The organism is Pseudoalteromonas arctica (assembly GCF_012927645.1).
Taxonomy (GTDB): Bacteria; Pseudomonadota; Gammaproteobacteria; order Enterobacterales; family Alteromonadaceae; genus Pseudoalteromonas; species Pseudoalteromonas arctica_A.
Window position 1 is genome coordinate 37,012 of the sequence record NZ_JABBMT010000022.1, and the last position, 24,913, is coordinate 61,924.

Genomic DNA, 24,913 nt, shown 5'->3' on the forward strand with positions numbered 1-24,913 from the left:
TCTCCCTCTTTTTATAATCTTTAAGAGGGAGCTGAATGCGCTTATTGATCTCCAGAATGACGGCAACGAGCCAATGTCCACCACGTAAACCAATGAAAAAAATCATGTGGTCTTTACTCGGATCATTTTTGGGTATTTATTTGGTTGCTTTAATTGGCAAAAGTTTACAGTTTGATCCGTTAACTAATTTATTTTTGATTGGTTCTTTAGGTGCAACGGCTGTGCTGATTTACGGCGCGCCATTGGCGGAGTTTTCTCAGCCGCGCAATCTTATTGGCGGTCATGTTCTCAGTGCGTTGGTGGGTGTTACTGTGGCAAACTTGCTACCTGGCGATTTAATGTTGGCAAGTGCTTTGGCGGTATCATTATCAGTTGCTGTTATGCACTTAACGCGTACTTTGCATCCTCCAGGTGGCGCTACTGCATTGATTGCGGTGATTGGTGGTAATGGCATACAACAATTGGGATATTACTATGTGCTTAGCCCTGTGTTGGTTGGTGCGATAATTATGCTGTTAGTTGGGTTGCTAGTTAATAATTTATCACGTAACCCTAAACGTCATTATCCAGTTTATTGGTGGTAAGGACGTTAAATCAGTAGGTAGTAAGTTTGTTACTACCTGAGCCTGTAATAGGTTTATTTCTCTAAACCGGTTTTACTATATAAAGATACTTTGTTTGACACTAAGGTTATTTCAATTTTTTTACTGTCATCGCCCCATGTACAATTTGTGTGTAGGGTTTTTTCAACACAATTATCGGCACTGCCTAAAATAGCTTCTACTTCGGTTTTGTCCATGCCAATTTCGATTTTTTCGTAATTCTCTAAGCTGACTTTTGAACAAGCCGCAAGGCTAAGTGTTGCCGCAATGATTAAAAGCTTTTTCATTTGCTTATCTTCCTTTATGTTAGTGTTTGAATTTTCTAATTTGTACAATCATGCCCATTTTAGGGTGATCAAAATAATGAATATCGCCACTTATCACCCGTTTGAATTGTGAGAACCGAGCGTGCTGGATCTCACCAGTGGCTTGAATTTCATTGATATCAAAACTGGCATTAATAAATAAATAATGGCGCAAGTAAATATTAAAACTGCCATCTAATTCCCATTTATCTGCATTTTTCTCAATTGCAGGGGTAATGCGCTGCTTGGGATTGACGACACTAATAAAGTCATTATTTGTATACTGGGGTGTTTGTGCAATAACAGGTACGCGTAATAATTTACCACCAAACAGTTTAATGTTTTCAGAGCGAGATCGGCTCGCGCCTTCAAAACGCCATCCTGTATGAAGTATCGGTTTGAGTCCTTTTCGCGCCAGCGTTTGCTGTTGTGATATAAACTGTAGCTGTTCGGGAGCAAGTAAGTAGGTTTGCTGCATATCGTCTTTAGCTGGTGCCAATGGGCTCAGTGGCAGTGCTGAGTAACTGTGTAGGTAGTCAATACTGTCATTACATAAATTAGACCGACTGGCACGAATCACAGAATCGGTTAATGACTGTGAATTAAAGCGAGAGTCGCCGTTAATACACTCTTGTTTAGCTTGCGCAGTATAGAGTGGTGTCAGCAAATCAAGGCTGCGTTTTGCCTTGATAGGCTCTTGTTCTAAGCTAAAATCTTCTTGCAAATAAGGGGCAGGGCGCTGTTTGAATATCAATACTTCTACTTCAAACCAACGTTCTGCAAATACTGTGCTACTAAATACACAACACAGTAGGATAAGAGATTTTTTAAGCAACATTAATGGCTAACCTTTTTTTCGAAATCTGCAATCATTGCAGTGACCATTTTTAAGCGTTCACGGGCATTCGCCTCATTGATCGCAAAGCGCAACTTATTTGCACCATCCATTTTATACACCTTAGGTGCACTTTGTATCAAACCTATAATGAAGCTAGGGTTAACCTTAGTATGTTGACTAAACTCAAAATAGCCACCTTTTGGATTTGCTTCAATTTTTTTGATGCCTAATTCGCTGGCTTTGAGTTTCAGTTGTTGCAAGCTAAAGAGGTTTTTAGTGGCATCAGGCAGCAAGCCGAAGCGATCAATCAGCTCGACTTGTAATTCGTCCATATCATCTAGGTTAGCGCAACTGGCAACCCGTTTGTAAATACCAAGTCGCGCATTTACATCGTGAATATAATCTTCAGGGAGTAAAGCGGCTAATTTTAAGTCCACTTCACTTTGTTGTTGTAGCAAGTTATCAAGAGTCGGCTCTTTGCCTTCACGAAGCGACTTTACAGCTTGCTCAAGCATTTCCATATATAAGCTAAAGCCGATGGTCTGCATTTGTCCTGATTGATCATCACCAAGTAACTCACCAGCACCACGGATCTCTAAATCGTGGGTTGCGAGTGCAAAGCCGGCACCTAAATCTTCCAGCGACTCGATGGCTTCAAGGCGTTTTACCGCATCTTTCGACAGCCCTTTAGAGTTGCCGGTTAATAAATAAGCATAAGCTTGATGATGGCTGCGACCAACACGGCCGCGAAGTTGGTGTAATTGTGCTAACCCCAGTTTATCGGCTCTATCCATAATAATTGTATTGGCTGTGGGGATATCAATTCCCGTTTCGATGATGGTAGTACATACGAGTACATTGTATTTCTGGTGGTAAAACTCGCTCATTAGTTGCTCTAAATCGCGTTCGCGCATTTGGCCATGGGCAGAAGCGACGCTTGCCTCTGGCACCCATTCGCTAATTTCTGCTGCTACGCGATCAATAGTTTCAACGTTATTATGCAAAAAATATACTTGTCCGCCGCGTTTAATTTCACGTAATACAGCTTCTCTGATCAAATCTGCGTCGCGCTGGCGAACAAAGGTCTTCACCGCTAAACGCTTGGCAGGCGGTGTGGCGATGATTGATAAGTCGCGCATGCCACTCATCGCCATATTTAAAGTACGTGGGATAGGCGTTGCAGTGAGCGTTAATATATCAACATCGGCACGCAGCGATTTTATTTTTTCTTTTTGACGTACCCCAAAACGGTGTTCTTCATCGACAATAAGCAAGCCGAGATCTTTAAAAATAATATCTGCTTGGATCAGTTTATGTGTGCCAATGACAATATCTAAGGTGCCTTTGGCCATTTTTTCAAGCGTGTCTTTTTGCTCTTTAGGTGAATTAAAGCGGGACAAAACACCGACTTCAATAGGTAAGTCGGCAAATCGGTCTTTAAAGTTTTCAAAGTGTTGCTGTGCAAGCAAGGTAGTTGGTACTAAAACGGCTACTTGTTTATTGTCATTTACAGCCACAAAGGCGGCGCGCATGGCAACTTCAGTTTTACCAAAGCCAACATCACCACACACTAACCTATCCATTGCTTGGTTACTTTGCATATCACCTAAAACGGCTTCAATAGCGTTACGTTGATCGTCAGTTTCTTCAAATGGGAACCCATCACTAAATACCCGATAAGCAGCACCATCAAGGGCAAATGCATTACCAGCTTTTGCTTGGCGCTGGGCGTAAATATCAAGTAATTCAGCGGCCACATCACGTACCTTTTCAGCAGCGCGTTTTTTCGCTTTTTCCCACGCATCAGATCCCAGTTTATGTAGCGGGGCACTGGCTTCTTCGCCACCAGAATAACGACTGAGCATATGCAGGGCTGACACTGGCACATATAACTTTGCTTCATTGGCATAGGTAATGGTTACAAACTCAGTGATCAGACCCGCCGCATCAATCGTTTGCAAGCCTTGATAGCGACCTACACCGTGATCTAGATGCACAATCGGTTGACCTGCTTTAAGTTCAGCTAAGTTACGGATGAGCGCATCTTGGCTGGCTTCGTATTTATGTTTACGACGGCGACGCTGGGATACTTTAATGCCAAGTAATTCTTGTTCAGTAACAATGGATAATACGGGCTTTGTACCAAGTACCACACTTTGTTCTAGTGGACTGACAATTAAGCCAACATCGCTACTACTATTTACAAATTCATCGAATGATGAAAACTCTTTAAACTTTAAGCCGCTGGGTTTAAGTATAGCGAGCAGAGATTCACGGCGACCATCGGATTCAACCGACAATAAAATACGACCTTTTTGTTTCTTTTGCGCTGTTACATAATTTATAAATGCTTGATAAGATTCATGTAGTTTATGATCAATGCGTATTGGGGGTAACTCGCTGGTGACTAGATTTTTATTACCTGCTTTTGTTGCAAGTTTTGTTTGCGATAAACGAATGCGAGCAAAGTTGCCTAAATTTTCAAATAACTCATTAATTGGTTGATAAAGTGCAACAGGCTCAAGTAACGGGCGCAGTGGATCGACTCGACGGTTTTCATAACGCACATTAATATCATGCCAAAAATGCTCTGCAGCATCTTCTAAATCTCCCAGTTGCATCACTGTTGTAGTAACTGGTAAATAATTAAAGATGGTGGCTAATTGCTCAAAAAACAGCGGCATATAATATTCGATACCAGCAGGCCAATTGCCTTTGGTCACTTGCATATACACGGAATCTTGCGATGAACTGGCACCAAATTTTTCACGGTAGTTTATTCTAAAGCGTTCAATATCAGCTTCATTAGTTGGGAACTCATGAGCAGGTAGTAATTCAATTTTATCGACTTTTTCATCCGAGCGCTGACTTTCAACATCAAATAAACGAATGGTATCCAGTTCGTCATCAAAAAAATCGAGTCTAAATGGATGCGGACTGCCCATTGGATATAAATCAACAATCGAGCCTCGAATGGCGTATTCACCATGCTCCATGACTTGTTGCACATGTAAATAGCCTGCTTGCTCTAAATTACTACGCAGTTGATGGGTATCGAGAATATCACCCACTTTAAAATTAAGTGTAGAGCCATAAATAAACGAGGCCGGGGCTGTACGCAGCATTAACGTAGATACAGGTACAATTAATACGCTTTGTTGCTCTTTTTTTAGTGTATTAAGGGTCGCTAAACGTGACGAAATAATATCTTGGTGCGGCGAGAAGTGATCATACGGCAGGGTTTCCCAGTCAGGAAACACCATCACTGGGTGATCAGGTAATAAATAATCAAGTTCCGTCTCTAAGCGCAGCGCACTGGGTGTATCTGGGGTAACAATCAGCACTAAGCTGTCTTGTTGTTTCACCCCTTGGGCAATAGCGATACTTAACCCGCTACCGGTGAGTTGCCCCCATTGAATTTTATCTTTTTGAGATTTTACCCAAGGCAAGGCTGCCCATTGCGCAAACGCCATTTACTACTCCTTTAATGCGCCGTAACTGAGGCGCTAATTTATTCTTAATCGCGATATATTTTGGTTAAGTCGTGGTAATGATCTATACGACGGTCGCGTAGGTACGGCCAAATGCGTCGTACGTTTTCACAGCGCTGTTGGTCAAGTTCTACAATTAATAATTGTTCATCGGTATTATTTGCTTCTACTAATAGCTCACCTTGTGGACCAGCAATAAATGAATTGCCCCAAAATACAATGCCCTCGCTTTGCTCACTTGGATCACTTTCATGACCGACACGGTTACAACTTATAACAGGTACACCGTTGGCAACGGCATGTGCTCGTTGCGAAATTACCCAGGCATCTTTTTGACGGGTTTTTTCGCCTTCGTCATCACGCGGATCCCAGCCAATTGCGGTTGGGTAAATTAATAGCTCAGCACCGGCCATTGCCATTAAACGCGCAGCCTCTGGAAACCATTGATCCCAACACACTAAAACACCAAGTTTACCGACAGAAGTTTGAATTGGCTGAAAACCTAAATCACCTGGCGTGAAATAAAACTTTTCGTAAAAACCTGGATCGTCAGGAATATGCATTTTACGGTATTTACCCGCAATAGTGCCGTCTTTTTCAAGCACTACCGCAGTATTGTGATACAGACCTGTGGCGCGTTTTTCAAATAATGAGGCAACAATAACAATGCTTAATTCTTTTGCAAGCTCAGCTAAAGTGTCGCTACTTGGGCCAGGAATAGTCTCTGCCAAATCAAATACATCAACATCTTCGGTTTGACAAAAGTACAGACTGCGATGTAATTCTTGTAACACTACCAGTTGTGCGCCTTGACTTGCGGCATCACGAATACCGGCAATTGATTTTACCATATTTTGTGCGACATCATCACTGTTACTTTGCTGCACTAAGGCAACGGTTAAATTTACAGGGCTGCTCATAATGATGCTCCAGCTAAAAATCCACGGGGTAATTGCATTGTAATGCAGTGTAAACTACCAAATTGATGAATAATTGGTAAGCAGTTTACGGCTATTATTTTATGCTCAGGGTAGGCCGTTTGAATTTGTGCTAAGGCTAATTCGTCATTGGCATCAGCATAAATAGGCACAAGTACAGCGCCATTAATGATTAAATAATTTGCGTAGGTGGCAGGTAACCTGTCGCCATCATCATTAAATACGGCTTTTGGCCATGGTAAATCAATTAAGGTATAAGGTTTACCTGTTGTTGTTTTAAAGCCTTGTAACTGCTTTTCCATGGCAGCGAGAGCGCTGAAGTGTTGGTCAGTTTTATCATCACACTTTACATACACTAAGGTATCATTGGGCGCAAAGCGCACTAAAGTGTCGATATGACTGTCAGTATCGTCACCGGCTAAATAGCCATGATCAACCCATAAAAAGTCGCTTGCGCCAAGTTGCTCACGTAAGCACTGTTCAATGTCTTGTTGGGTTAGGTCTGGATTACGATTTGGATTAAGTAAACATTCACTGGTGGTCAATAATACACCGTGTTGATCAATCTCTACACCGCCCCCTTCAAGAACCAAATCAAGCGCTTGGTATTGATTGCGCGTATCGGCAAGTTGTTTAACCAGTACCGCATTAATTTTATTATCTAATTCACTGGTAAATTTATTGCCCCAGCCATTAAAGATAAAATCAACAATTTTTAGTTGGCTATTATCAGCAATTGCGGCGCAAGTTAATGGGCCATGATCACGTGCCCACGTATCGTTACAGGGAGTAACAACGAAATGCACGCGGCTCAAATCAACAGCGTGATTACGCAATAATTGGCTAATGTGTGTTTTTAAGGCTTCATCATGGGCGATGATCACTAATTGCTCAGCATTACAAATATGCTGACATAATTGCACGTATACAGGCTCTACAGCGGTTAAATTATCGCACCAATCAGTGGCTTGGTGTGGCCAAGTGAGCATAACGGCGTCTTGCTCAGCCCATTCGGGTAAAAGTCTAAAGTTCATGAATTTAATAAACAAACAAAGGTGCAGTTAGTTTAGCATTTCAACTATAGCCAAGCCACTTCAAAATGAGGGTTGCTAGTACCTATATTATTCTGGTTTTGTTGGCTCTGCTGTGTCTTGGTTATCAAAGTTGTCGCTTTCATGCTGCAGCAGCTGACGCTTTTTCAGTTGTCTGGTTTGTGCATGTAAACTAGCACGTACCACAAGTTCTTGGTCAGTATCGCGGATAGCTTTAAAAAGTAGGGTGTATTGGTAGTGTTCATCGTCAATCTTATTAACCGCAACGACCTCGGTGTAACAATAAATAGCAGAGGCTTCATGCTGTAAGAATAACTTAGTGCGAAATGCTTGGCCAATAGAGTAGGCTTTTGTATCGGTTAGTTTGATACCGCCACCGCCGTAGCTATCACAATAAATAGCGTTATCTTCAGGTTGCTCTGAGGCTAATATATGACTCATGATCAAGTCGATTTTACGCGATTGTGCGTGTAAAAATACGGCAAGCTCTTGCGCTAAGTCACCAAGGCTACGCAATGGTCTTAACGAGCTTTGTTCCAGTTCACTGACCTCATTGGCTAATTTAAATAATGGTGGGATATCTGCTTCTAATTGCGCTAAGGTGGTGGGAACTTTGTTATCGTCAACAGCAAATAAATTTACTCGATTACTTTCATCAATCTGAAAGTACTGCTCAAACTCGGTTAATTTTTCACTATTCATAATAAGGCTCCTCGACGCAATAGATTAATAGTAGCGCCGACAGCATAAAATTGCTAGTTATCAAATTACCATAAAAAAGGGCAAACTACTGTTTGCCCTTATATTTTCAGCTGAACTTAAATCATAAATTCGTCCAATGTCATCAGGGTTCATTTCTAAATTCAGCTGGGCTTGTTTTAACGTAACTATCGCGGCTGCTAACGTGGTGTTAGCGACATTTTGGGTGGAACTGGCGTTATCGTAATCCCGTTGTGAGATCGATTTCTCAGCACGTAGTTTGACTAATCATTTTACTTTACGTTCGGCTTTAGGTGTTGCACTACAACCTTGTAGAAACAACGAAGCCGAGGTAAATAAGAATAAAGATAATTTTGATGGTGCTTAACCCATTTAGCTTAGTTAAATATGAGTGTATACCTTAAATTTTTACAGGTATATGGTGGTGTTTATTTTTCATGGTTTTTTAATAACCACAAAATTAACAAATTGCTTTGTAATTGGCGCTAAAACTCGTACCCTAGGCGTAATAATAATAGCAAGGGTAAAGTTAATAATGACGCGCAAGCCAGCATTATCTGCAACATTTATTGAGCTGTCTTCACAGTTGCGACGTTTTGTTTCGCGTATAGTACAGCCAGATGACGTGGAAGATATCGTACAAGAAACCTTTATTAAGAGCTATCAAGCTGATTTAAAACAAGATATTAAATATACGCGCAGTTATATGCTCAAGACTGCCAAGCACTTGGCGCTTAACCACATTGCAAAATGGGATAATCAACATTGCGATTCATTAGATACCTCTGATGATTCTCAGCAGTCGTTGAGATCTATGCAGTTAGAAGATGAAGTGACCTCAAAAGAGCGCTTTTTACTGTTTTGTCGTGCGACTGAGCAACTAAGCCAGCCAGTGCGAAAATGTTTTATTTTAAAGAAAGTATATGGCATGAGCCAAAAAGAAATCGCAGCGCAAATGAAGTTAAGTGAAAGTACGGTTGAAAAACACATTGCCAAAGGTTTGTTACAATCTATGCGCTACATGCAGCAACATGAGCACAGTAGTGCTACTATTGAACCTACCAGGAGGGTGGGAAAATGAGTAATATTCATCAATTTTCGTCTAAAGATGCTATTCAAGCTGATGCCAGTCGTTGGATAAGTGCTATGGATAGGGGCTTATCAAAACAAGAGCGTATGCAATTTCAGCACTGGGTGCAACAAAATAAGGCCCATCAAGATGCGGTATTTGAGTTAGCCCAGTTATGGGATGAACTGAGTGTATTAAATGAGTTGAGCAGCTTATTTCCCAATAAAAACAGTATCAATAAGCCTGTCCATAGAGAAATTAATTTCTCGATTGCGGCAAGTGTCTTTGCTGCCTTGCTAGTTGCCAGCTTTATATTTGTTGGTATTGAACATTGGCCAACGACACCACAAGAACAAGCCAAGTACAGTAAAATTTACCGCACCAAAGTGGGTGAGCAAGCAACGTTTGTATTACCTGATAGTACGATTGTGCAGTTAAATACCAATAGCTTATTAGAAGTAGCGTATACAAAAAATCGCCGACAACTGATTTTAAGCCGCGGCGAAGGGCGTTTTAATGTTGCTAAAGATGCCGCACGTCCATTTACGGTGATGGCGGGTGATAAGTCATTTACCGCATTGGGGACTGTTTTTAATGTGCAACGTAATGCTGCATCTGATCTTGAGCTGCTCGTTACTGAAGGTAAAGTGATGATCACGGATCCTTCGGTTGCCGTAAATGCTGATGACTTTGTACAATTGCAAAGTGCCAGTAACGATACTGATAGTGTGAAAAAAATTAATGCCAGTATTGTTATCTCTGGCGAAAAAGCATTAATCAAAGAAAGTATTACTGAGCCGATCAAACGGTTAACACACGATGATGTACAACGGGATCTTGCATGGCAACAAGGTATACTCATTTTTAATGGCGAGCCGTTAAGTGAAGCTTTACAAGAAGTAAGTCGCTATACCGCAACACGTTTTGAACTTGCTGATCCTACATTAGCCTCTTTAAAAGTGGCAGGGGTGTTTAAAGCCGGTGATATTACTGGTTTACTTGATAGCCTGCGCATCAATTTAGCCATTGAGCATGAACGTTTAGGTGAACATATCGTAAGCCTAAAACACGGTGATCACAGCTAAGCTATATGCTTGCTCTTTGATTTAAAGTGTCAGAAGTTACAATGGTAAAGATAAAAAGTAAAAAAATAATTAATAAAAAAATAGGATTGTATAGCGGATTATTCTTTTTCAACTGTTTGTATAAATTGCGCGGTAACCAAACGTGTCCAATTTGTGGGTTAATTGTATTAGCATCTTTAGTATTGAGCTTAAATGTTCAGGCTGAGGTTGCAAATCCACAGATGGTACAATTTGATATAAAAGCGCAGCGAGCAGATCAAGCATTGATAGAGTTTGCAAAACAAACAGAACAAACCGTGGTTTTTTCGTTTGATTTAGCTAAACAATACCAAGCTCAATCAGTGTATGGTTATTACACTCAGTTAGAAGCGCTTAGTACAATGCTGAAAAATACTGAACTCGATGCGGTTGTTGATCAAAATGGTTTACTGAGTATAAAACTCAAACAAATCAATAGGAATGATAACAACATGAGAAAGCTTTCAGGGGTAAGTGCTGCTGTAATACCACTTTTAATGGCAACCAATAGCCAAGTTGCTAATGCACAAGAACAAGCCGCTCAAGAAAATATTGAAAAAATCGCCATCGTTGGTAGCCGTGTAGCAGGGCGTTCAGTCGAGGACTTACCCGTACCTGTTGATATTTTAAGTGCTGAAGCGCTAGAAAATACCGGGCAAACAGAAGTCGGCCGTATGCTGCAAGCTATCGCACCATCTTTTAACTTTTCAAGCTCATCGATCAGTGATGGTACTGATGCATTACGACCTGCTACGTTACGTGGTTTAGGGCCAGATCAAACATTAGTGCTTATCAATGGTAAACGTCGTCACCAAGCCAGCATTATCCATATTAATACATCGGTAGGTCGTGGTACCGCAGGTACAGATATGAATGCGATCCCTGCTGCTGCAATCAAACGTATTGAAGTGCTACGTGATGGTGCGGCTGCGCAATATGGATCTGATGCGATTGCGGGGGTTATCAACATTGTTTTAAAAGATGCTGATGAAGGTGGTAAAGCCGCGGTTAACTATGGTCAATATTCTGAAGGTGATGGCGAAACCGTTACGGTTGATTTTAATAAAGGCTTTGCGCTAGGTGATAGTGGTTATTTAAATACCACTGTTAATTACCGCGATCGTGCACCGACTAATCGCGCTGGTTTACACGGTTCTTGCCAATTTTATGGTTGTACAGAACTTACTGATGGCACGCTGTTAGCGGGCGATCCTCGTGAGCTAACTGCACCCCGTGATACATTTAGAATTGGTGATGCAGACTCGCAACAATTTGCCCTGACAGTTAATACCGGTTACGAACTTGCTGGTGGCCAGTTATATGGTTTTATCACTTATTCAACCCGTGATAATGAATCAGCTGCGTTTTTCCGTGAAAATGCCAATGGCGGTGGTAACCCAGTATTACAAGATGGTGATGCAGTGATCCCAATGGGCTTCTTACCAAAAATTAATACCACCATTGACGATGTTTCCTATAACTTTGGTTTCAAGAAAGAGTTTGATAATAGCTCAAGTCTTGATTTGTCATACACCTATGGTGAAAACAGCATCGATTACACTACTAGTGACACTATCAATGGTTCATACGCTAATTTATTACGTTATGAGCAAGGTTTAAGTGCTGATGATATTCGTGCCACGATCCCTCGCCAAGCGTATGCGTATGGCATGGAGTTATCACTACAAACGATTAACCTTGATTTTACACAAGATTTTGATGATTTCTCACTTGCGATGGGAGCAGAATTACGTACCGATGAATACCGTATTTTAGAAGGCAGCGAATACGCATACCGTGATTACGATACTAATAATGGTGTTAATATTTATGACGGTATGAGCGGTGGTATTGGCAGCGAAAATGCAGCGGGTGGCACGCAAGGTTTTGGTGGCTCTGCACCAGAGTCATCGGTGGATGAATCTCGCGATGTTATTTCATTTTACCTTGATGCAGAAACCTATATTATTGATGATGTAATTATTTCAGGCGCACTACGCTATGATAACTATAAAGGTTTTGGCGACACGGTAAACTTTAAGCTTGCTGGTAACTGGTCTGTTACTGATAATGTATCGTTACGTGGTGCTGTGAGCACGGGCTTTAGAGCGCCATCGATGCAGCAGTTATATTTTAATAACATCAGCACCCAATTTGTAGTGGGTGCTGATAGTACTTTAGTGCCCGAAGAAGTCGGGACGTTTAGAAACGACAGTACGCTTGCGCAAAGTATTGGTATTCCTAAACTTAAAGAAGAAAAATCACAAAACCTAAGTATGGGAATTGTGTATAACGTGACTGATAACATCAATGTGACGTTAGATTATTATTCAATAGATATTGATGACCGCATTGTGATCAGTAATCGTTTAGGGAAGGGCTTATCAGACACTTTAGATGCAGCACTGGTTAGCTCAGGTGCAGGTGCTGGGCAATTTTTCTTAAATGGCGCTGATACTGAAACACAAGGTATTGATTTTGTAGCAACCTGGAGTACTCAAGGGCTAGGTGGCACTCTTGACTTTACATTGGCAGCTAACTTTACAGAAACTGAGGTGGTGGACTTATTTACGCCAGCTGGCAGTGGTCTTGAAACCATTCCAGTAGAAGATGTGTTTTCAGCCCAAGAAACATCAATAATCGAAGAGTGGCAACCACAAGATAGAGTTAACTTAAGTGCGCTATATCGTGTAGAAGATTGGACTGTGAACTTATCTCTTAACCGCTATGGTGAGTACACTGTTGAAGATGGTGGCCGCCAAACCTACGGTGCTGAAATTTTAACAGATGTTAAAGTGAATTATTTTGTTACTGATAATTTGTCATTGAACATAGGAGCTAACAATTTATTTGACGTATACCCAGATAAAAACACTATTGGTAACTCACGCGCAGGTACTATTGTAGATGCATCAGGTAATACTATTGTCAGTTCTACTGGGGTATTTGAGTACTCACGTCGCTCAGCACCCTTTGGCTTTAACGGTGCTTACTATTATGTAGGTGCTGAATACCGATTCTAAAATAACTTCTCCTACGTTATTTTACTCTGAAGGGCCGTTTGGCCCTTTTTTTGATAATTAATTCAATAAAACAGTACCGCTTTTAAGTTTTGTCACCGAAATGTCAACTTAATTACCTCAAGCTATCATTTTTTATGCCAATACTTAATCTGGTCTATACCAGATTAAGTAACTTAAATTAAGGATATGTATGAATATTAGAACCGCTCCATTTAAGCTGGCAGTTATAAGCCTTTGCAGTATTGCGACCTTATCATTGCTTGGTTGTAATGATAACAATACAGCTAAATATGAAGAAATAGCAATTGAAACCGACGAGGTAATAGCAATTGAAACCGACGAGGTAATAGCAATTGAAACCGATGAGGTAATAGCAATTGAAACCGATGAGGTAATAGCAATTGAAACCGACGAACCAGTAAAAAAAGTTTTGGTTTTAGGGATCGATGGGTTGATGTATGATTATGTTGATGACATAGATAACTCAGAACTTAATGAACCAAGACTAGAAAACTTTTCTAGATTAACTATTAGTAAAGCGTTTAATGGTGGTTACCTTGGTAGCCATAGTCACCAAGCTACTTACTCTGGTCCTTCGTGGTCATCAATTTTGACGGGGCAATGGATCGATGGGCATGGTGTTGCGTCAAATAATAATCAAGCTACAATATCGGCTAGTATTTTTGCACATCTCTATAATGAAGATAACACTATTGACATGGCAAGCTATGTTGCATGGTCTCCTATCAATCAAGGACATATTAAAAATGATATGCCTTACGTTAAACAGCAAGTCGTTGGCTCACAACGTCCTGAAAATACTTCTTTAGATACATTTATTACAACGAGGTTAGTTGGTGAGTTAACTGATCCCGATTCTAATTTAGACTTTATTTTCACACATTTAGATGAAATTGATGGTGCCGGACATGCTTGTGGTTGGTGTGAAGCTTATGAGCAAACGTTAAAAGAAACAGATGTGCACCTTGGACGTATTCTTGATGCAATTGAAGATCGAGAACTTAGCTTCAACGAAAATTGGTTGGTGATGATTGTCTCTGATCATGGTCATGTAAAAAAAGGGGGGCATGGTGGTGATAGTGTTGTAGAAAGAACATCACTTATAGGTACAAATAAGCCAGAGTTAATGAATGAATTATTTGCCAACAACGATACGCAGTTGAACCTCGCTGATGAGGAACAAAATGCGTTAATGGGTTACCCCGGTATTACCGCTATTACACCAACAACGCTGAGTTTTTTAGGGTATCAAATCAAGCCAGAGCAACAGTTTTCTAGCCCGTCGTTAATTGGCAAGGTGGGTGTAAAAAATACCTTTATTCAAATTAAGCAACATCGATCAGATGAGGCAATGATCACACTTAATTGGCGAGTAGCGAAAGAGGTCGAAACAGTGACCCTGTATCGCGATGATGTAAAGATTGCACAAGTGGCAGCCTCTGATCAATTTTACGATGATTTAGTTTCTATTGATACAGTGGGTAAAGGGACTAAACGTATTGTTTACAAGGTTGTTCCCGATACAGGAAATGGTTTAACATCAATCGCTAATTTTAGCTTGGGTGAATATGTTCCAATTAGTTCAATTCTAAAAAAAGCGCTGCTACATGCTTCATTTGATGCAGTCGTTACACCTTTTGACTATATTGCCGGTAACGAACCGTTAGCGACATTTGACTCCGGTCCATTTAATACCGGACAAGCTATTAATATCAATAGACAAAATGGCTATTTATCAGCGCCAATCCCTTTAGAGAGTAATTTGCAGGGTTCGTTTGGTTTCTGGCTAAAAGTAAATGGCAACATAAGCAGTGATCCAAATATTATATCTAATAAAAATTGGCAGAGTGGTTTTAATCCAGGCTTTACGCTGTCAGCTACTAATAACACTATGAAATTTAACATTGGAGATGGTTCAGGTAGAGCTGATGTCACTTTGCCTTATGTTCATAATCAATGGATGTATGTAATAGTCGCCTATGATCTAGTGATAGGTGAGATTCGCTTGTATATAAATGATGAAACATTTGGTTTTCAAATGGCGCAAGTGGCTGCGCCAAATGTGAAGTCAATTGCTTCTGAGTTCCCAGTTAATATTGGAGAGGGGGGAGAGGGAAATTATAACTTATTAAATACTAAGCTAGATATTTCAGTTGCTGATCTATTGTTTTTTAACCACGCATTAGTTGCCAGTGAGGCTCGTTCACTAGCAACTTTACAGCAAAGGGTTATTTTGTAGGTAGTATATTCTTCAGCGGTTTAAGGAGACTTAAATCGCTGTTTAATTTCTTATTTTCAACTGCTAATTGTTTTAATAGAAAAGTTGCAGCCAAAACAGCGTGTATTAATTTAATAAAATAGCAGCTGTCGCTTTCATGACGGACATAAGCGGTGTAATAAAAGCTTCACTGTTGCAATAAGTTAATATAATGAATAATAGCTGGACTAGACCAGAGGCTATTGGAGATAACCATGAATGACTATTTATTATTAACCCCAGGACCATTAACAACGTCTGCAACCGTTAAAAGTGCCATGCTTAAAGATTGGTGTACGTGGGATGATGACTATAATCACGATATTGTAGAGTCTATTCGCAAACAATTGGTAAGTTTAGCTACCAAAAGTGAGCAGTACACTTGCGTGTTAATGCAGGGAAGCGGAACAGCAAGCGTTGAATCAGCACTGGGTAGTTTAGTGACTACCAATGATAAATTATTGATTATTAATAATGGTGCATATGGGCAAAGAATGACAGAAATTGCCGATTATTTAAATATTGATTACCATAGCTTAAATTACCCTGAAACAGAGCAGCCTGTATTACAACAGATCAGCGATATCCTCGATACTGATCCAAGTATTACTCATGTTGCTATGGTTCACTGCGAAACAACCACGGGCATGTTAAACCCCGTGCAACATGTGGGTGAATTAGTTAAAAGTCATAACAAAGTGTTTATTCTTGATGCGATGAGCAGCTTTGGAGGCATCGAGTTCGATTTGGCTCAACTGCATGTTGATGTGATGATCAGCTCCTCTAATAAATGTATTCAAGGAGTCCCTGGTTTTGGGTTTGTGGTGTGTAAACAAGCATTAATTGTTGCAGCAAAAGGGGTTGCGCGGTCACTGTCGCTGGACTTATATGCACAGTGGCATTGTATGCAAACTCAAGGGGGGAAATGGCGCTTTACTTCACCAACTCATGTCGTGCGCGCATTTTATCAAGCCTTACTTGAGTTAAAAGAAGAAGGTGGGATCGCAGCACGCGCCATTCGTTACCAAGAAAATCAACAGCTTTTAGTTAAAGGTATGCGAGAGCTAGGCTTTAATACTTTACTGGATGATGAATTACATTCACCAATAATCACTTCCTTCTATTCACCAGAGGATCCTGGTTATCAATTTAAGAAATTTTATCATGCACTTAAGCAGCAAGGCTTTGTGATTTATCCGGGTAAAGTGTCCGAGGCAGACTGTTTTAGAATTGGCAATATTGGTCATGTGTTTGAAAAAGATATACAAGGTTTATTAACGGCCATTGCAACATGTTGCTATTGGCTAAAATAAAGCACTTTAAGGCTCAGATATTAACTGAGCCCCCTTATTGACCATCAACTATCATCTCTATCGCATTATGTAACCAATATTCAATGTTGTTATCGACCAATGCGTGGCATTCATCGTAGCGTTTTCTAATGATTTTTAAACAAGGTGTGCCGCTGTTTTTTTCAAGCTTGATAGCAACGTGATCGGGTAATACAGTAACACTAATAACACTATTTTCCTTGCAAACTACGGTATTGTATTGAGTTGCCATGATATCGGTAATGGAACCATTTAAACTGTGAGACTCTAATTGCTCAAAACGTTGTGTATCACAATAAATATCTTCATACATTACCGCACGATTATCGAGACTTCGAACACGTTGTAAATGATATAGACTTGGCGCGTTTATACCGCTGTCGCTGAAATTTGCTTTGATCGTTAAATCTATAACCAAAGTGTCAGCTTTAAACCCTTGTTGTTTAGCCAATTCATAAAAATTTACTTTTGTTGCTGGGTGCCACTTTAATTTAGCGGGAGTAACAAACCAACCCCGGCGTTTTTGGCTGTATATTAAGCCTTCAGCTTCTAGGCGCAGTAGCGCTTCTCGTACGGTGATCCTCGTTGAGCTAAATTGCTCTTGTAAGGCCCGCTCTGATGGCAGTTTATCTCCTGCGGCAATGCTCTGATCAGCAAGTAATTGATGAATATAATTTCGGATCTCTTGAAATAACAACATAGCGTAGCTCTTATAAAGGTAAGTAATCAGCTTAGCTTATGTAGATGAAAAATATAAGGGAAAATCGTTTATCTGGTGCTTAAATCGTCATGCAGGTGAGTAAGCCAATATGTAAAATTGTATTCTCAAAATTAGTATCAGTTGTAATGTGCTTTGCTCTAGGGTTAGTGAATTACCTTATTGCTCCCTGTTTAGCTCGTGCAGCGCATGTTTTGGGTATATAACGCCGCATCAATGTTAAACACGCGCTGCTCGAAGGTTCAACCTGGATTGAACAAATCTTAATTTTAAAAAGCCAATAGGAGCAATCACCTGCATGGCGATCATTCACTATTTAATATCAACTTTAGCTGCACTGCCACTGAGTTTGGCTAACATAATATCTAGTTTATATGGCTGTTGGTTTCTATCTTCCGTACGCTCTTTACGGCGAATAGCATTTCGAATGGTGTATGCTCCAATACTGCGAAATGGCTCACTAGGGAAATTAGCAATTGGAGTATTTACGAGGCCGCATTTGCTCCACTGTGGATCACTGCCAAGCACTAAACTTGCGAGAATTTTACCGCCTAAATACGATTGCACAATGCCGTTGCCAGAATAGCCACTGCCATAATAAACGGGGCTACCATCATTAAACTGACCAAAAAATGGAAAGCCACTAACACTTCTATCAGATGGTCCCGTCCATGTACGTTCGATAGGAACATCATCAGTTTGGAAAAAGTGTCGCAAAGAATACTGCAGTAAGTCGCTATACCGGCTTGGTTCATCAAACTTCGCTGAGACCTTATTGGCAAAGCTGAAGTAATTACCTCCTTTACCTAGCATTAAGCGATGATCAGATGTGGTGCGGTAGTAATTAACAAAAATACGTGAATCAATAACGGGGGCGCCATGAGTTAACTTCCTTCTTTTTAGTAACTCCGGCAGCGGTGGAGTGATTGCCATATCACTTGATACTAGCACCACTTTTTTGGCAAATTGTTTTTGTAAACTAGGCAACCATGCATTGACTGCAAAAATCATTGACTGTGCATTTAGTTGACCTTGCGTTGTATCAATGTTGATTGGCTCTTGCCCGCTATGTGTTTTATAAGCACATTGCTCGATGATAGTAACCTGAAGTTTCTCAGCGACTTTTTTTAAGCCACGAACCAGTTTTGCTGGCTGTATACTGCCACCGTGTGGGCTGTAATAACCACTAAGATTGGCTGCAGAGCCCGTTTCTAGTAGTTGCTGTTTATCACAGACTTGCCAGTTGTTAGCATTATGTAGCGTTAGGCTGTGCATACTCGGTTGTAGTAAACCTTGTTGCGCTAAATTTGATGCCGTGTAAAAGCATCCATCTACACGGCAATCACAATCAATAGCATGTTCTTTGGTGAACTGTTTAATACTATGCACAGCTTGTTCTGACTCTTTGGCTAAAAACAGCGCATTCTCTAATCCCACAAGTTTAATTAAACTAGGCAATTTGGTGGACCATGTAAGCATTGCACCACCGTTACGTCCTGATGCTCCTTGGCCGCAAAGATCTTGCTCAATAATGGTGACATTTTTAGTAGGTTGCTGTTGCTTTATTTGAATTGCAGTCCATAACCCAGTAAAGCCGCCACCGATAATACAAATATCCGTGTGATGGTTTGGTGGTAGTTTTGGAAGAAGCGCAGTGGCTTCTTCCTCATCAAGGGCCTTATCAAACCAAAAAGGTTGGTAGGACATTAAGGACGTCCTCCTTGGGCTAGCTTTGCGTCAATTTCAATTAAAACAGGCTCAATGTCAGCTAAAGAGTTAATCACGTAATGAGCACCGGCTTGATGTAATTGCTGGTAAGCGTCACGTGCTAATTCAGTTTGTTCTTGTGTTGTACAAGCATCCCATTGTTGCTCTGTAAGGCCTACTGCATTGCCACTTAGGGCAACACCGACTGTCCACATTCCTGCGTTTAACCCTTCAACAATACCCGGTGCTGAATCATCCACTTTCACACAGTGTGCAACCCTTTTGATCGCTAATGCATTGACATTTTCAAGTGCCATCCAGGGACCTGGACGAGAGCCTGCGGCCAATTCGTCACTGGCAACACTGTGATCGGGTTTATAGCCATATTCAGCTGCGGCAACTTCAAGCACATCCATTACTTGGCGAGGGTAACCTGAGCAGCTGCCAATTTTCATACCTTGTTCTTGCAAACGTTTTATAACAGCTAATACGCCAGCGATTGGCATTGCTCGTTCAGCGACTTTGGCTTTTTGTAAGGGCATAAAGGTATTATAAATATGATCTATTTGCTCATCGCTCATTGGTGCCCCAAATTGTGCTTGCCAGCGACTGTCTATTTCAGGCAACTTACCTAAAGTTGCGATATGATCCCATTTACCCATTCCCATAGGAATACGCGCTTGAGCAAGTGTAATATCAAAATTAAATGCGCTTTTAAACGCTTCAACAAAAATAGTGGTCGGTGCTACAGAGCCATGATCAACAACGGTTCCAGCCCAATCTAAGATGAGTGCTTCTAAGTGTTTCATATTTTTTCTCTTATTAAAGATGATGGTGACACAGGTAATGACCTGTGAGAGGGTTTAAAAGGGGATAAGCGTAGTACAAAATAGGTAAGTGAACACATCACGAGCAATGCGGCGATACAGCCTACCCAATAAGAAGCACTGATAAAAAAGCTAAGCCAGCTGATCTCAGGCATCACAAACGTACGATAAAGTAAAATACTCACTGAGCCTAAATAACCAGCAGAGTCGGCTAAGTAAATTAAAAAGCCAGCATTGGCAGTTGAGCCTACGGCAGAGATCATTCTGTCAAATAAAAAGCAATTGTAAGGAATATAACTAATATAGAGGCCTGCACCTAGTAGTACCATCCACGCTTTCGGGTTAAGTAATTGATTTTCAAACGCCAGTGTACTGCCAACGAATATGCATGCACCAAATAAAATAAAACCATGATTAACATAAAAAGCAGTTTTATTATTTTTAACTAATACCATAGCACCAAGCGCGATCAACACAATTAACGCCATGCGAATACCTGCGTATGCAAAAATAGCTGGTTCTTGCCCATAGCCCAGAGCTTGCCAAATTTCTGCTGCAAAATTATCACGAAAATCTCGAAAGCCAGTGAACAGTAAAAAGCTTAGAATTAAACAGCTAATACCAAACCAGTACTGTTTAAAAAATTGCCAGCGGGCTTTACCATTCATTGGTAAGCGCTGTTGTCGAGCCTGCTGATCTGCTGCCGTTGGCGCAGGTAACATGGTTAAGCATTTAACACTGAGTAATAAAAGTGGTAAAAAGAGTGCGCCGGTAGCCGCAGGCATCCAAAGTTCTGCGACGTTAAGATTATCTATTAACCACTTACCAACACTTCTTACTAAACCGGATGCCAAAATAAACGTAACACTTAGAATTGCGCCGAGTACCTCAGACGTCCGTCTACCTTCTAAAAAGCTAAATACAATGCCCCAGATCATGCCAAGGGATAAGCCATTAAAAAATAGCCACACCACATTTAAGCCCACCGGAGTGATGGCAAATAAAATAAGTGATAACTCAGCCGCTGCAATCATGCCAATAATGGCTAAGCCACGCTGTTGGTGGCGCATTTCAGCTATGACTTTAACGCCGATAAATTTAGCGCATAAGTAGCCAAATACTTGCGCTAGAATGAGGGCAATTTTAAAGCTAACTTGCCAACTAGGATCATCGAATTCGGTATAACTGTTAGCGGTAAAAGGCTTACGAAATGCGTACATGCAAAAATAAGTCATAAACGCGGCGCTTGCTGCAAATAATACAAATCCTAAGCCGTGTGCACGTTGTAGCCATTTATGTTGTGAAAACATAGTTTATCCTTTGCGAGGCTTACGCCTCGCGTAATTCTAAAGGGATCAAAATTGGTAATTAATGCCAACCATACCACGGACACCGTAATATTCGACTTGTAGGGGACGGCTTTCATCTCCTAAGTAATATTTGAGTGGTTCGTTAGTGAGGTTGTTTAATTCAAGATAAACGAGTGCATTTTCGTTAAGTTGATATGACGTGGTAAAATCAACACTGGTGTTATCGCCATAATAGCTATCTGATTGCGAGTTGCTACCATGTTCTTCAATGTATTCGCCTTTGTAGTTAACGGCAATTCGGGCAGCAAAAAAAGTATCGTCATAATATAAGGTAAAGTTGTAAAGGCTGTCAGCTTGGCGTGGAATAGCAACTTTATCGTCACGATTCGGAATGCTCATTTGTGAATCCATAAAAGTCGCATTCGCCATCACACCAAAGTTTTCAAGGGCTGGTGTGACAAAACCTAAATCCCGATTAAATGCCATTTCAATGCCTGCCAGCCATGCACTTTCACCATTTTCTGGGCGAATGATATTTACACCACTGTTACTGCCAAAGTCGCCAATCGTGCTACTTTGGAAAATTGGATCGCTAATGTCTTTATAAAAAAATCCCGCTGACACTAAACCAACACGTTCAAAAAAGTGCTCAGCCATTAAATCAATATTATTTGAGTAGGTGGGATTAAGCTCAGGGTTACCAGTTACCAGTTCATTTTCGGCTTCTAAGTAAGTTGCCCCTGGTGTTAAGGAACCAAAGTCAGGACGTGAAAACGAGCGCGTTAATGCAAGGCGATAATTTGTTTGTTCAGTACTGTGATACGTTACATGTAGGGCAGGGAGCACTGATAAGTAATCATTTTTAGCACTACTTGGCTCGACACGATTTTCATCAGCAAGATAAATGTAACCATCTACGTTTGTGTCTGTTTGGGTGAGGCGTAAACCGCCAAGCATTTCCCATTGCGAATTTATAGTATAGGTAGCCATACCATAAAGTGAGGTATGCTGTTCGCTTACATCAAAGTTGCGACCCAACGCGCCGCCATTTTCAATTAATGCGGATTCACTTTTATCAAGGATAAACTTGTCTTTATTCATATTCCAAAATTGCGCTAAATCATCAGTTGAGGCGACTTGCGAAAGTTGGCTTTGGTAGTCGATAGGAAGCTTATCTAAATAGTCACTTCGCCCAGGTTGGTCTGCTAAAGTGAAATCACTTAAAGTTGGGGCTGGGCCATAATTGGCTTCATCCCATGCATAAAATTCATCACTGAAACGCGCAACTCGTTCTTTATCACGATACTTGGCACCCACTTTTAAGGTAAGGTCATTATCTAACTGCCATTCAAAATCAGTACTTGCGACTATTTTATCTTTTTCGTTGACAAACACTTTATACAGCTGCACCCATGAAAGTTGTGTTTTATCAGGATCAAATGAGAAATCACTGGGTAAGTGATTACTCATTGCATTCCAAGGATCGTTGCCGCCATCAATTGTATTGTAGGCGTAATTTTTACCGGTGTTTCTATCCTCTAAGCCTTGATAACCTACGTTTTTTTGATCAAATCGTACAACAAAATAACTGTTATCTTCACCATTGGGTGTATTACCATAACGAAATTCATTCTCGTAACTAGAGAGTTTCCAATTAAGGGTTTTGTCATAGCCAAAATAATGTTCTCCAGCAAACTCAAAGCCGGTCATTTCGGTAATTAACTCATTACGAATGTGTTGTACTTCAGCACGGTCTTTGTCGAAGCGCATGCGGTGTTTATAGTGGGTTTCATCATCCACTAAAGAACCATACATCGCAGTTGCACTGATTGTACCTTGGTCGAGTTGATATTCAACAGCGCCATTTAGGCCGTATGTTTCGCGTGTTCCTGTATAATCGCGCAGTTCAAGACGGTGAACCCCGATGCCGTCATCACCACGACGAGGTTCAAAGTTATCAGTTGCCCAATCACGTTGCCACGCCGTAGCATTGATTAAAAAGCCCAACTTATCATCAAGTAAACGATCCCCATAAAGCACATTAGCCGAATAGTTAGTACCGCCAGCTAGCTCATTTTGGCCAATAGCAAAGTTAGTGTTAAGCACGAAATCGTCAGGGGCTTTTTTAGTAATGAAATTAACATTACCGCCAATAGCATCGCCTTCCATATCTGGGGTTAATGCTTTAGATACTTCAACAAACTCAATAAGTTCGCTAGGGAAAAAGTCAAAAGCTGTAGCTCGACTGGTAGTTTCTTCTTCTGCTGTTGGTAATCGGTCACCATTAATACTTGCTGAACTCCATTGAGCAGGTAAACCACGTACAGCAACAAATCGTCCTTCGCCTTGGTCGCGCTCTATAGAAACGCCTGGAATACGTTGTACTGCTTCCGCTGCATTTCTATCTGGTAGTTTGCCAATACCATCTGCGGAGATGATATTTTTTATACTTTTGGCATTTTTTTGGTTATTTGCAGCAGCCATTTCACCGCGCTGAATTTGCCCTAGAGCAATAACTTCTTCAATTGTGTTGTCATCTTTGGCTGCAAACAGGGTGATTGGTTGTAGTTTTTGTATTTCACCCTCAGCAATGGTGAGGTCAATAAAATAAGGCTGATAACCCAAATAAGAGACTTTTAGTTGATAGTTTCCGGCATCAAGTTGCGGCAGTTCAAATTGTCCTTGATAGTTAGTAACAGTACTTTTATCGGTACCAACAATGGAAATTAACGCTCCGGATAATTGTGATTGGGTATCTTTCACTGAGCCTATAAAAACGGCATCTTGAGCTACGGCATTATGGGTAACAAATAACGTACTGGTACACAGTAAGATAGCTGTTGCTATTGCATTTCGTTTCATCATTAGTTTCACCTTAGTTTGTTTCTGGTCTAGACCAGTGTGGGTAGCACTAATGATAGAGATGAAAGTTTACAAAGATGTGACGAAACAAAGTTTTTGTATAAAAAGGACTGAATAGTCCTTTTTAGCGCGTTTAATTCGACGTCAGTGCTATTGGCTAATCTTCATAGTTTTTTATGTTATTCATTACTGTCATTAAAATTTGATGGGTACTGTTTTCGTCTGCAAAAATTTGCAGTGAAGCTATTTCATAATTAGCAGCAAACATAGCGTGGTTCGTAGCTATTTGCTCTAGATCAATTAACCGTTCTTGAAATGTACTGCTTTATTTTGTTATAAAAAATAAGATTTATATGGCTTATAGCATAAAAAAGCCCAGTGCTAAGACTGGGCTTTGACTTAACGAGTTTAATTATTGCTTTTGCATGCGGCTCATTTCAGTATGACAGCTTTGCATTGTAAGTAATACTTTAGACAGGACGGTTTCACAATCATGCGGCTGTGGTTTTTTCATGGCAGTTTTAATTTCTTCTAAGGTTTTGTCTTCCACTTCTTCAAGCTCCTTAATATAGGTCTGATCGTTATCAGAACTAAACTTAGTAATTAAAGATGTATCCGATCTTCCGCACCCACTTTAAGAATAAATTTTCTGATACTGTTCACCTAAACAATCAATGATGGTTTGATTGCGCGCTTCCAAATTGGCAACGATAGGAATTTTGTCTGGTAAATATATAAT

The 24,913-nt window shown here is 40.6% G+C and carries 17 protein-coding genes and 1 pseudogene; 6 read left to right on the forward strand and 12 right to left on the reverse strand.

The genetic code is table 11. The features are described from left to right. The first annotated feature begins 35 nt into the window (after positions 1 to 35). Entirely contained in the window at positions 36 to 584 is a 549-nt protein-coding gene (locus tag HHO47_RS13425) for an HPP family protein (RefSeq protein WP_169020752.1), read from the forward strand. Between the two features lie 53 nt (positions 585 to 637). Here the strand turns inward: HHO47_RS13425 and HHO47_RS13430 are convergent, their stop codons facing one another. The 6 genes from HHO47_RS13430 to HHO47_RS13455 form a co-directional block, all read right to left on the reverse strand. Then, a complete protein-coding gene (locus HHO47_RS13430; protein WP_169020753.1) occupies positions 638 to 889 on the reverse strand; it encodes a DUF3862 domain-containing protein in 252 nt (83 codons plus the stop codon). Positions 890 to 908: 19 nt separating this feature from the next. Beyond that, positions 909 to 1,745 carry a peptidoglycan binding protein CsiV gene (locus tag HHO47_RS13435; protein ID WP_169020754.1) on the reverse strand — a complete coding sequence of 279 codons (837 nt, stop codon included), beginning with the start codon at positions 1,743 to 1,745 and terminating at the stop codon, positions 909 to 911. Continuing rightward, complete coding sequence (gene mfd, locus HHO47_RS13440; protein ID WP_169020755.1) at positions 1,745 to 5,218, reverse strand: transcription-repair coupling factor; 3,474 nt, start codon at positions 5,216 to 5,218, stop codon at positions 1,745 to 1,747. The genes HHO47_RS13435 and mfd overlap by 1 nt, the downstream gene beginning before the upstream one ends. A 44-nt stretch (positions 5,219 to 5,262) precedes the next feature. Further along, entirely contained in the window at positions 5,263 to 6,156 is an 894-nt protein-coding gene (locus tag HHO47_RS13445) for a carbon-nitrogen hydrolase (RefSeq protein WP_169020756.1), read from the reverse strand. Next, complete coding sequence (locus HHO47_RS13450; RefSeq protein WP_169020757.1) at positions 6,153 to 7,208, reverse strand: agmatine deiminase family protein; 1,056 nt, start codon at positions 7,206 to 7,208, stop codon at positions 6,153 to 6,155. Before HHO47_RS13450 ends, HHO47_RS13445 begins: the two co-directional genes overlap by 4 nt. A gap of 87 nt (positions 7,209 to 7,295) precedes the next feature. Then, the gene (locus tag HHO47_RS13455; protein WP_169020758.1) at positions 7,296 to 7,928 is read right to left on the reverse strand and encodes a PilZ domain-containing protein; all 633 of its coding nucleotides are present in this window, start codon (positions 7,926 to 7,928) and stop codon (positions 7,296 to 7,298) included. Positions 7,929 to 8,481: 553 nt separating this feature from the next. On the opposite strand from HHO47_RS13455, the gene HHO47_RS13460 reads away from it, so the two are divergent. The 5 genes from HHO47_RS13460 to phnW all read left to right on the forward strand — a co-directional run bounded on the left by HHO47_RS13460 (position 8,482) and on the right by phnW (position 16,732). After that, on the forward strand, positions 8,482 to 9,027 hold the full coding sequence (locus HHO47_RS13460) for an RNA polymerase sigma factor (RefSeq protein WP_169020759.1): 546 nt from the start codon (positions 8,482 to 8,484) through the stop codon (positions 9,025 to 9,027). Next, positions 9,024 to 10,100: a FecR family protein gene (locus HHO47_RS13465; protein ID WP_169020760.1), complete on the forward strand. Its 1,077-nt coding sequence runs from the start codon at positions 9,024 to 9,026 to the stop codon at positions 10,098 to 10,100. The genes HHO47_RS13460 and HHO47_RS13465 overlap by 4 nt, the downstream gene beginning before the upstream one ends. A gap of 221 nt (positions 10,101 to 10,321) precedes the next feature. Continuing rightward, positions 10,322 to 13,141 (forward strand): TonB-dependent receptor plug domain-containing protein, encoded by a 2,820-nt coding sequence (locus HHO47_RS13470; protein ID WP_432651937.1) that lies wholly within the window; start codon positions 10,322 to 10,324, stop codon positions 13,139 to 13,141. Positions 13,142 to 13,331: 190 nt separating this feature from the next. Beyond that, positions 13,332 to 15,401: an alkaline phosphatase family protein gene (locus tag HHO47_RS13475; protein ID WP_169020761.1), complete on the forward strand. Its 2,070-nt coding sequence runs from the start codon at positions 13,332 to 13,334 to the stop codon at positions 15,399 to 15,401. A 233-nt stretch (positions 15,402 to 15,634) separates the two neighbouring features. After that, positions 15,635 to 16,732, forward strand: a complete 1,098-nt coding sequence (gene phnW, locus HHO47_RS13480) for a 2-aminoethylphosphonate--pyruvate transaminase (protein WP_169020762.1) — start codon at positions 15,635 to 15,637, stop codon at positions 16,730 to 16,732. Positions 16,733 to 16,766: 34 nt separating this feature from the next. Here phnW and HHO47_RS13485 read toward each other — a convergent pair whose 3' ends face one another. The 6 genes and pseudogenes from HHO47_RS13485 to HHO47_RS13510 form a co-directional block, all read right to left on the reverse strand. Continuing rightward, positions 16,767 to 17,450 carry a GntR family transcriptional regulator gene (locus HHO47_RS13485; RefSeq protein ID WP_169020763.1) on the reverse strand — a complete coding sequence of 228 codons (684 nt, stop codon included), beginning with the start codon at positions 17,448 to 17,450 and terminating at the stop codon, positions 16,767 to 16,769. A 330-nt stretch (positions 17,451 to 17,780) separates the two neighbouring features. Further along, a complete protein-coding gene (locus HHO47_RS13490; RefSeq protein ID WP_169020764.1) occupies positions 17,781 to 19,175 on the reverse strand; it encodes an FAD-dependent oxidoreductase in 1,395 nt (464 codons plus the stop codon). After that, the gene (phnX, locus tag HHO47_RS13495) at positions 19,175 to 19,984 is read right to left on the reverse strand and encodes a phosphonoacetaldehyde hydrolase (RefSeq protein WP_169020765.1); all 810 of its coding nucleotides are present in this window, start codon (positions 19,982 to 19,984) and stop codon (positions 19,175 to 19,177) included. The genes HHO47_RS13490 and phnX overlap by 1 nt, the downstream gene beginning before the upstream one ends. Then, positions 19,981 to 21,312, reverse strand: coding sequence for a DUF5690 family protein (locus HHO47_RS13500; RefSeq protein WP_248291008.1), 1,332 nt, complete (start codon positions 21,310 to 21,312; stop codon positions 19,981 to 19,983). The genes phnX and HHO47_RS13500 overlap by 4 nt, the downstream gene beginning before the upstream one ends. A gap of 45 nt (positions 21,313 to 21,357) precedes the next feature. After that, positions 21,358 to 24,177: a TonB-dependent receptor gene (locus HHO47_RS13505; RefSeq protein WP_169020766.1), complete on the reverse strand. Its 2,820-nt coding sequence runs from the start codon at positions 24,175 to 24,177 to the stop codon at positions 21,358 to 21,360. Positions 24,178 to 24,586: 409 nt separating this feature from the next. Continuing rightward, positions 24,587 to 24,796, reverse strand: a pseudogene (locus tag HHO47_RS13510) (ferritin-like domain-containing protein); the annotation flags it as partial. Between the last annotated feature and the right edge of the window lie 117 nt (positions 24,797 to 24,913).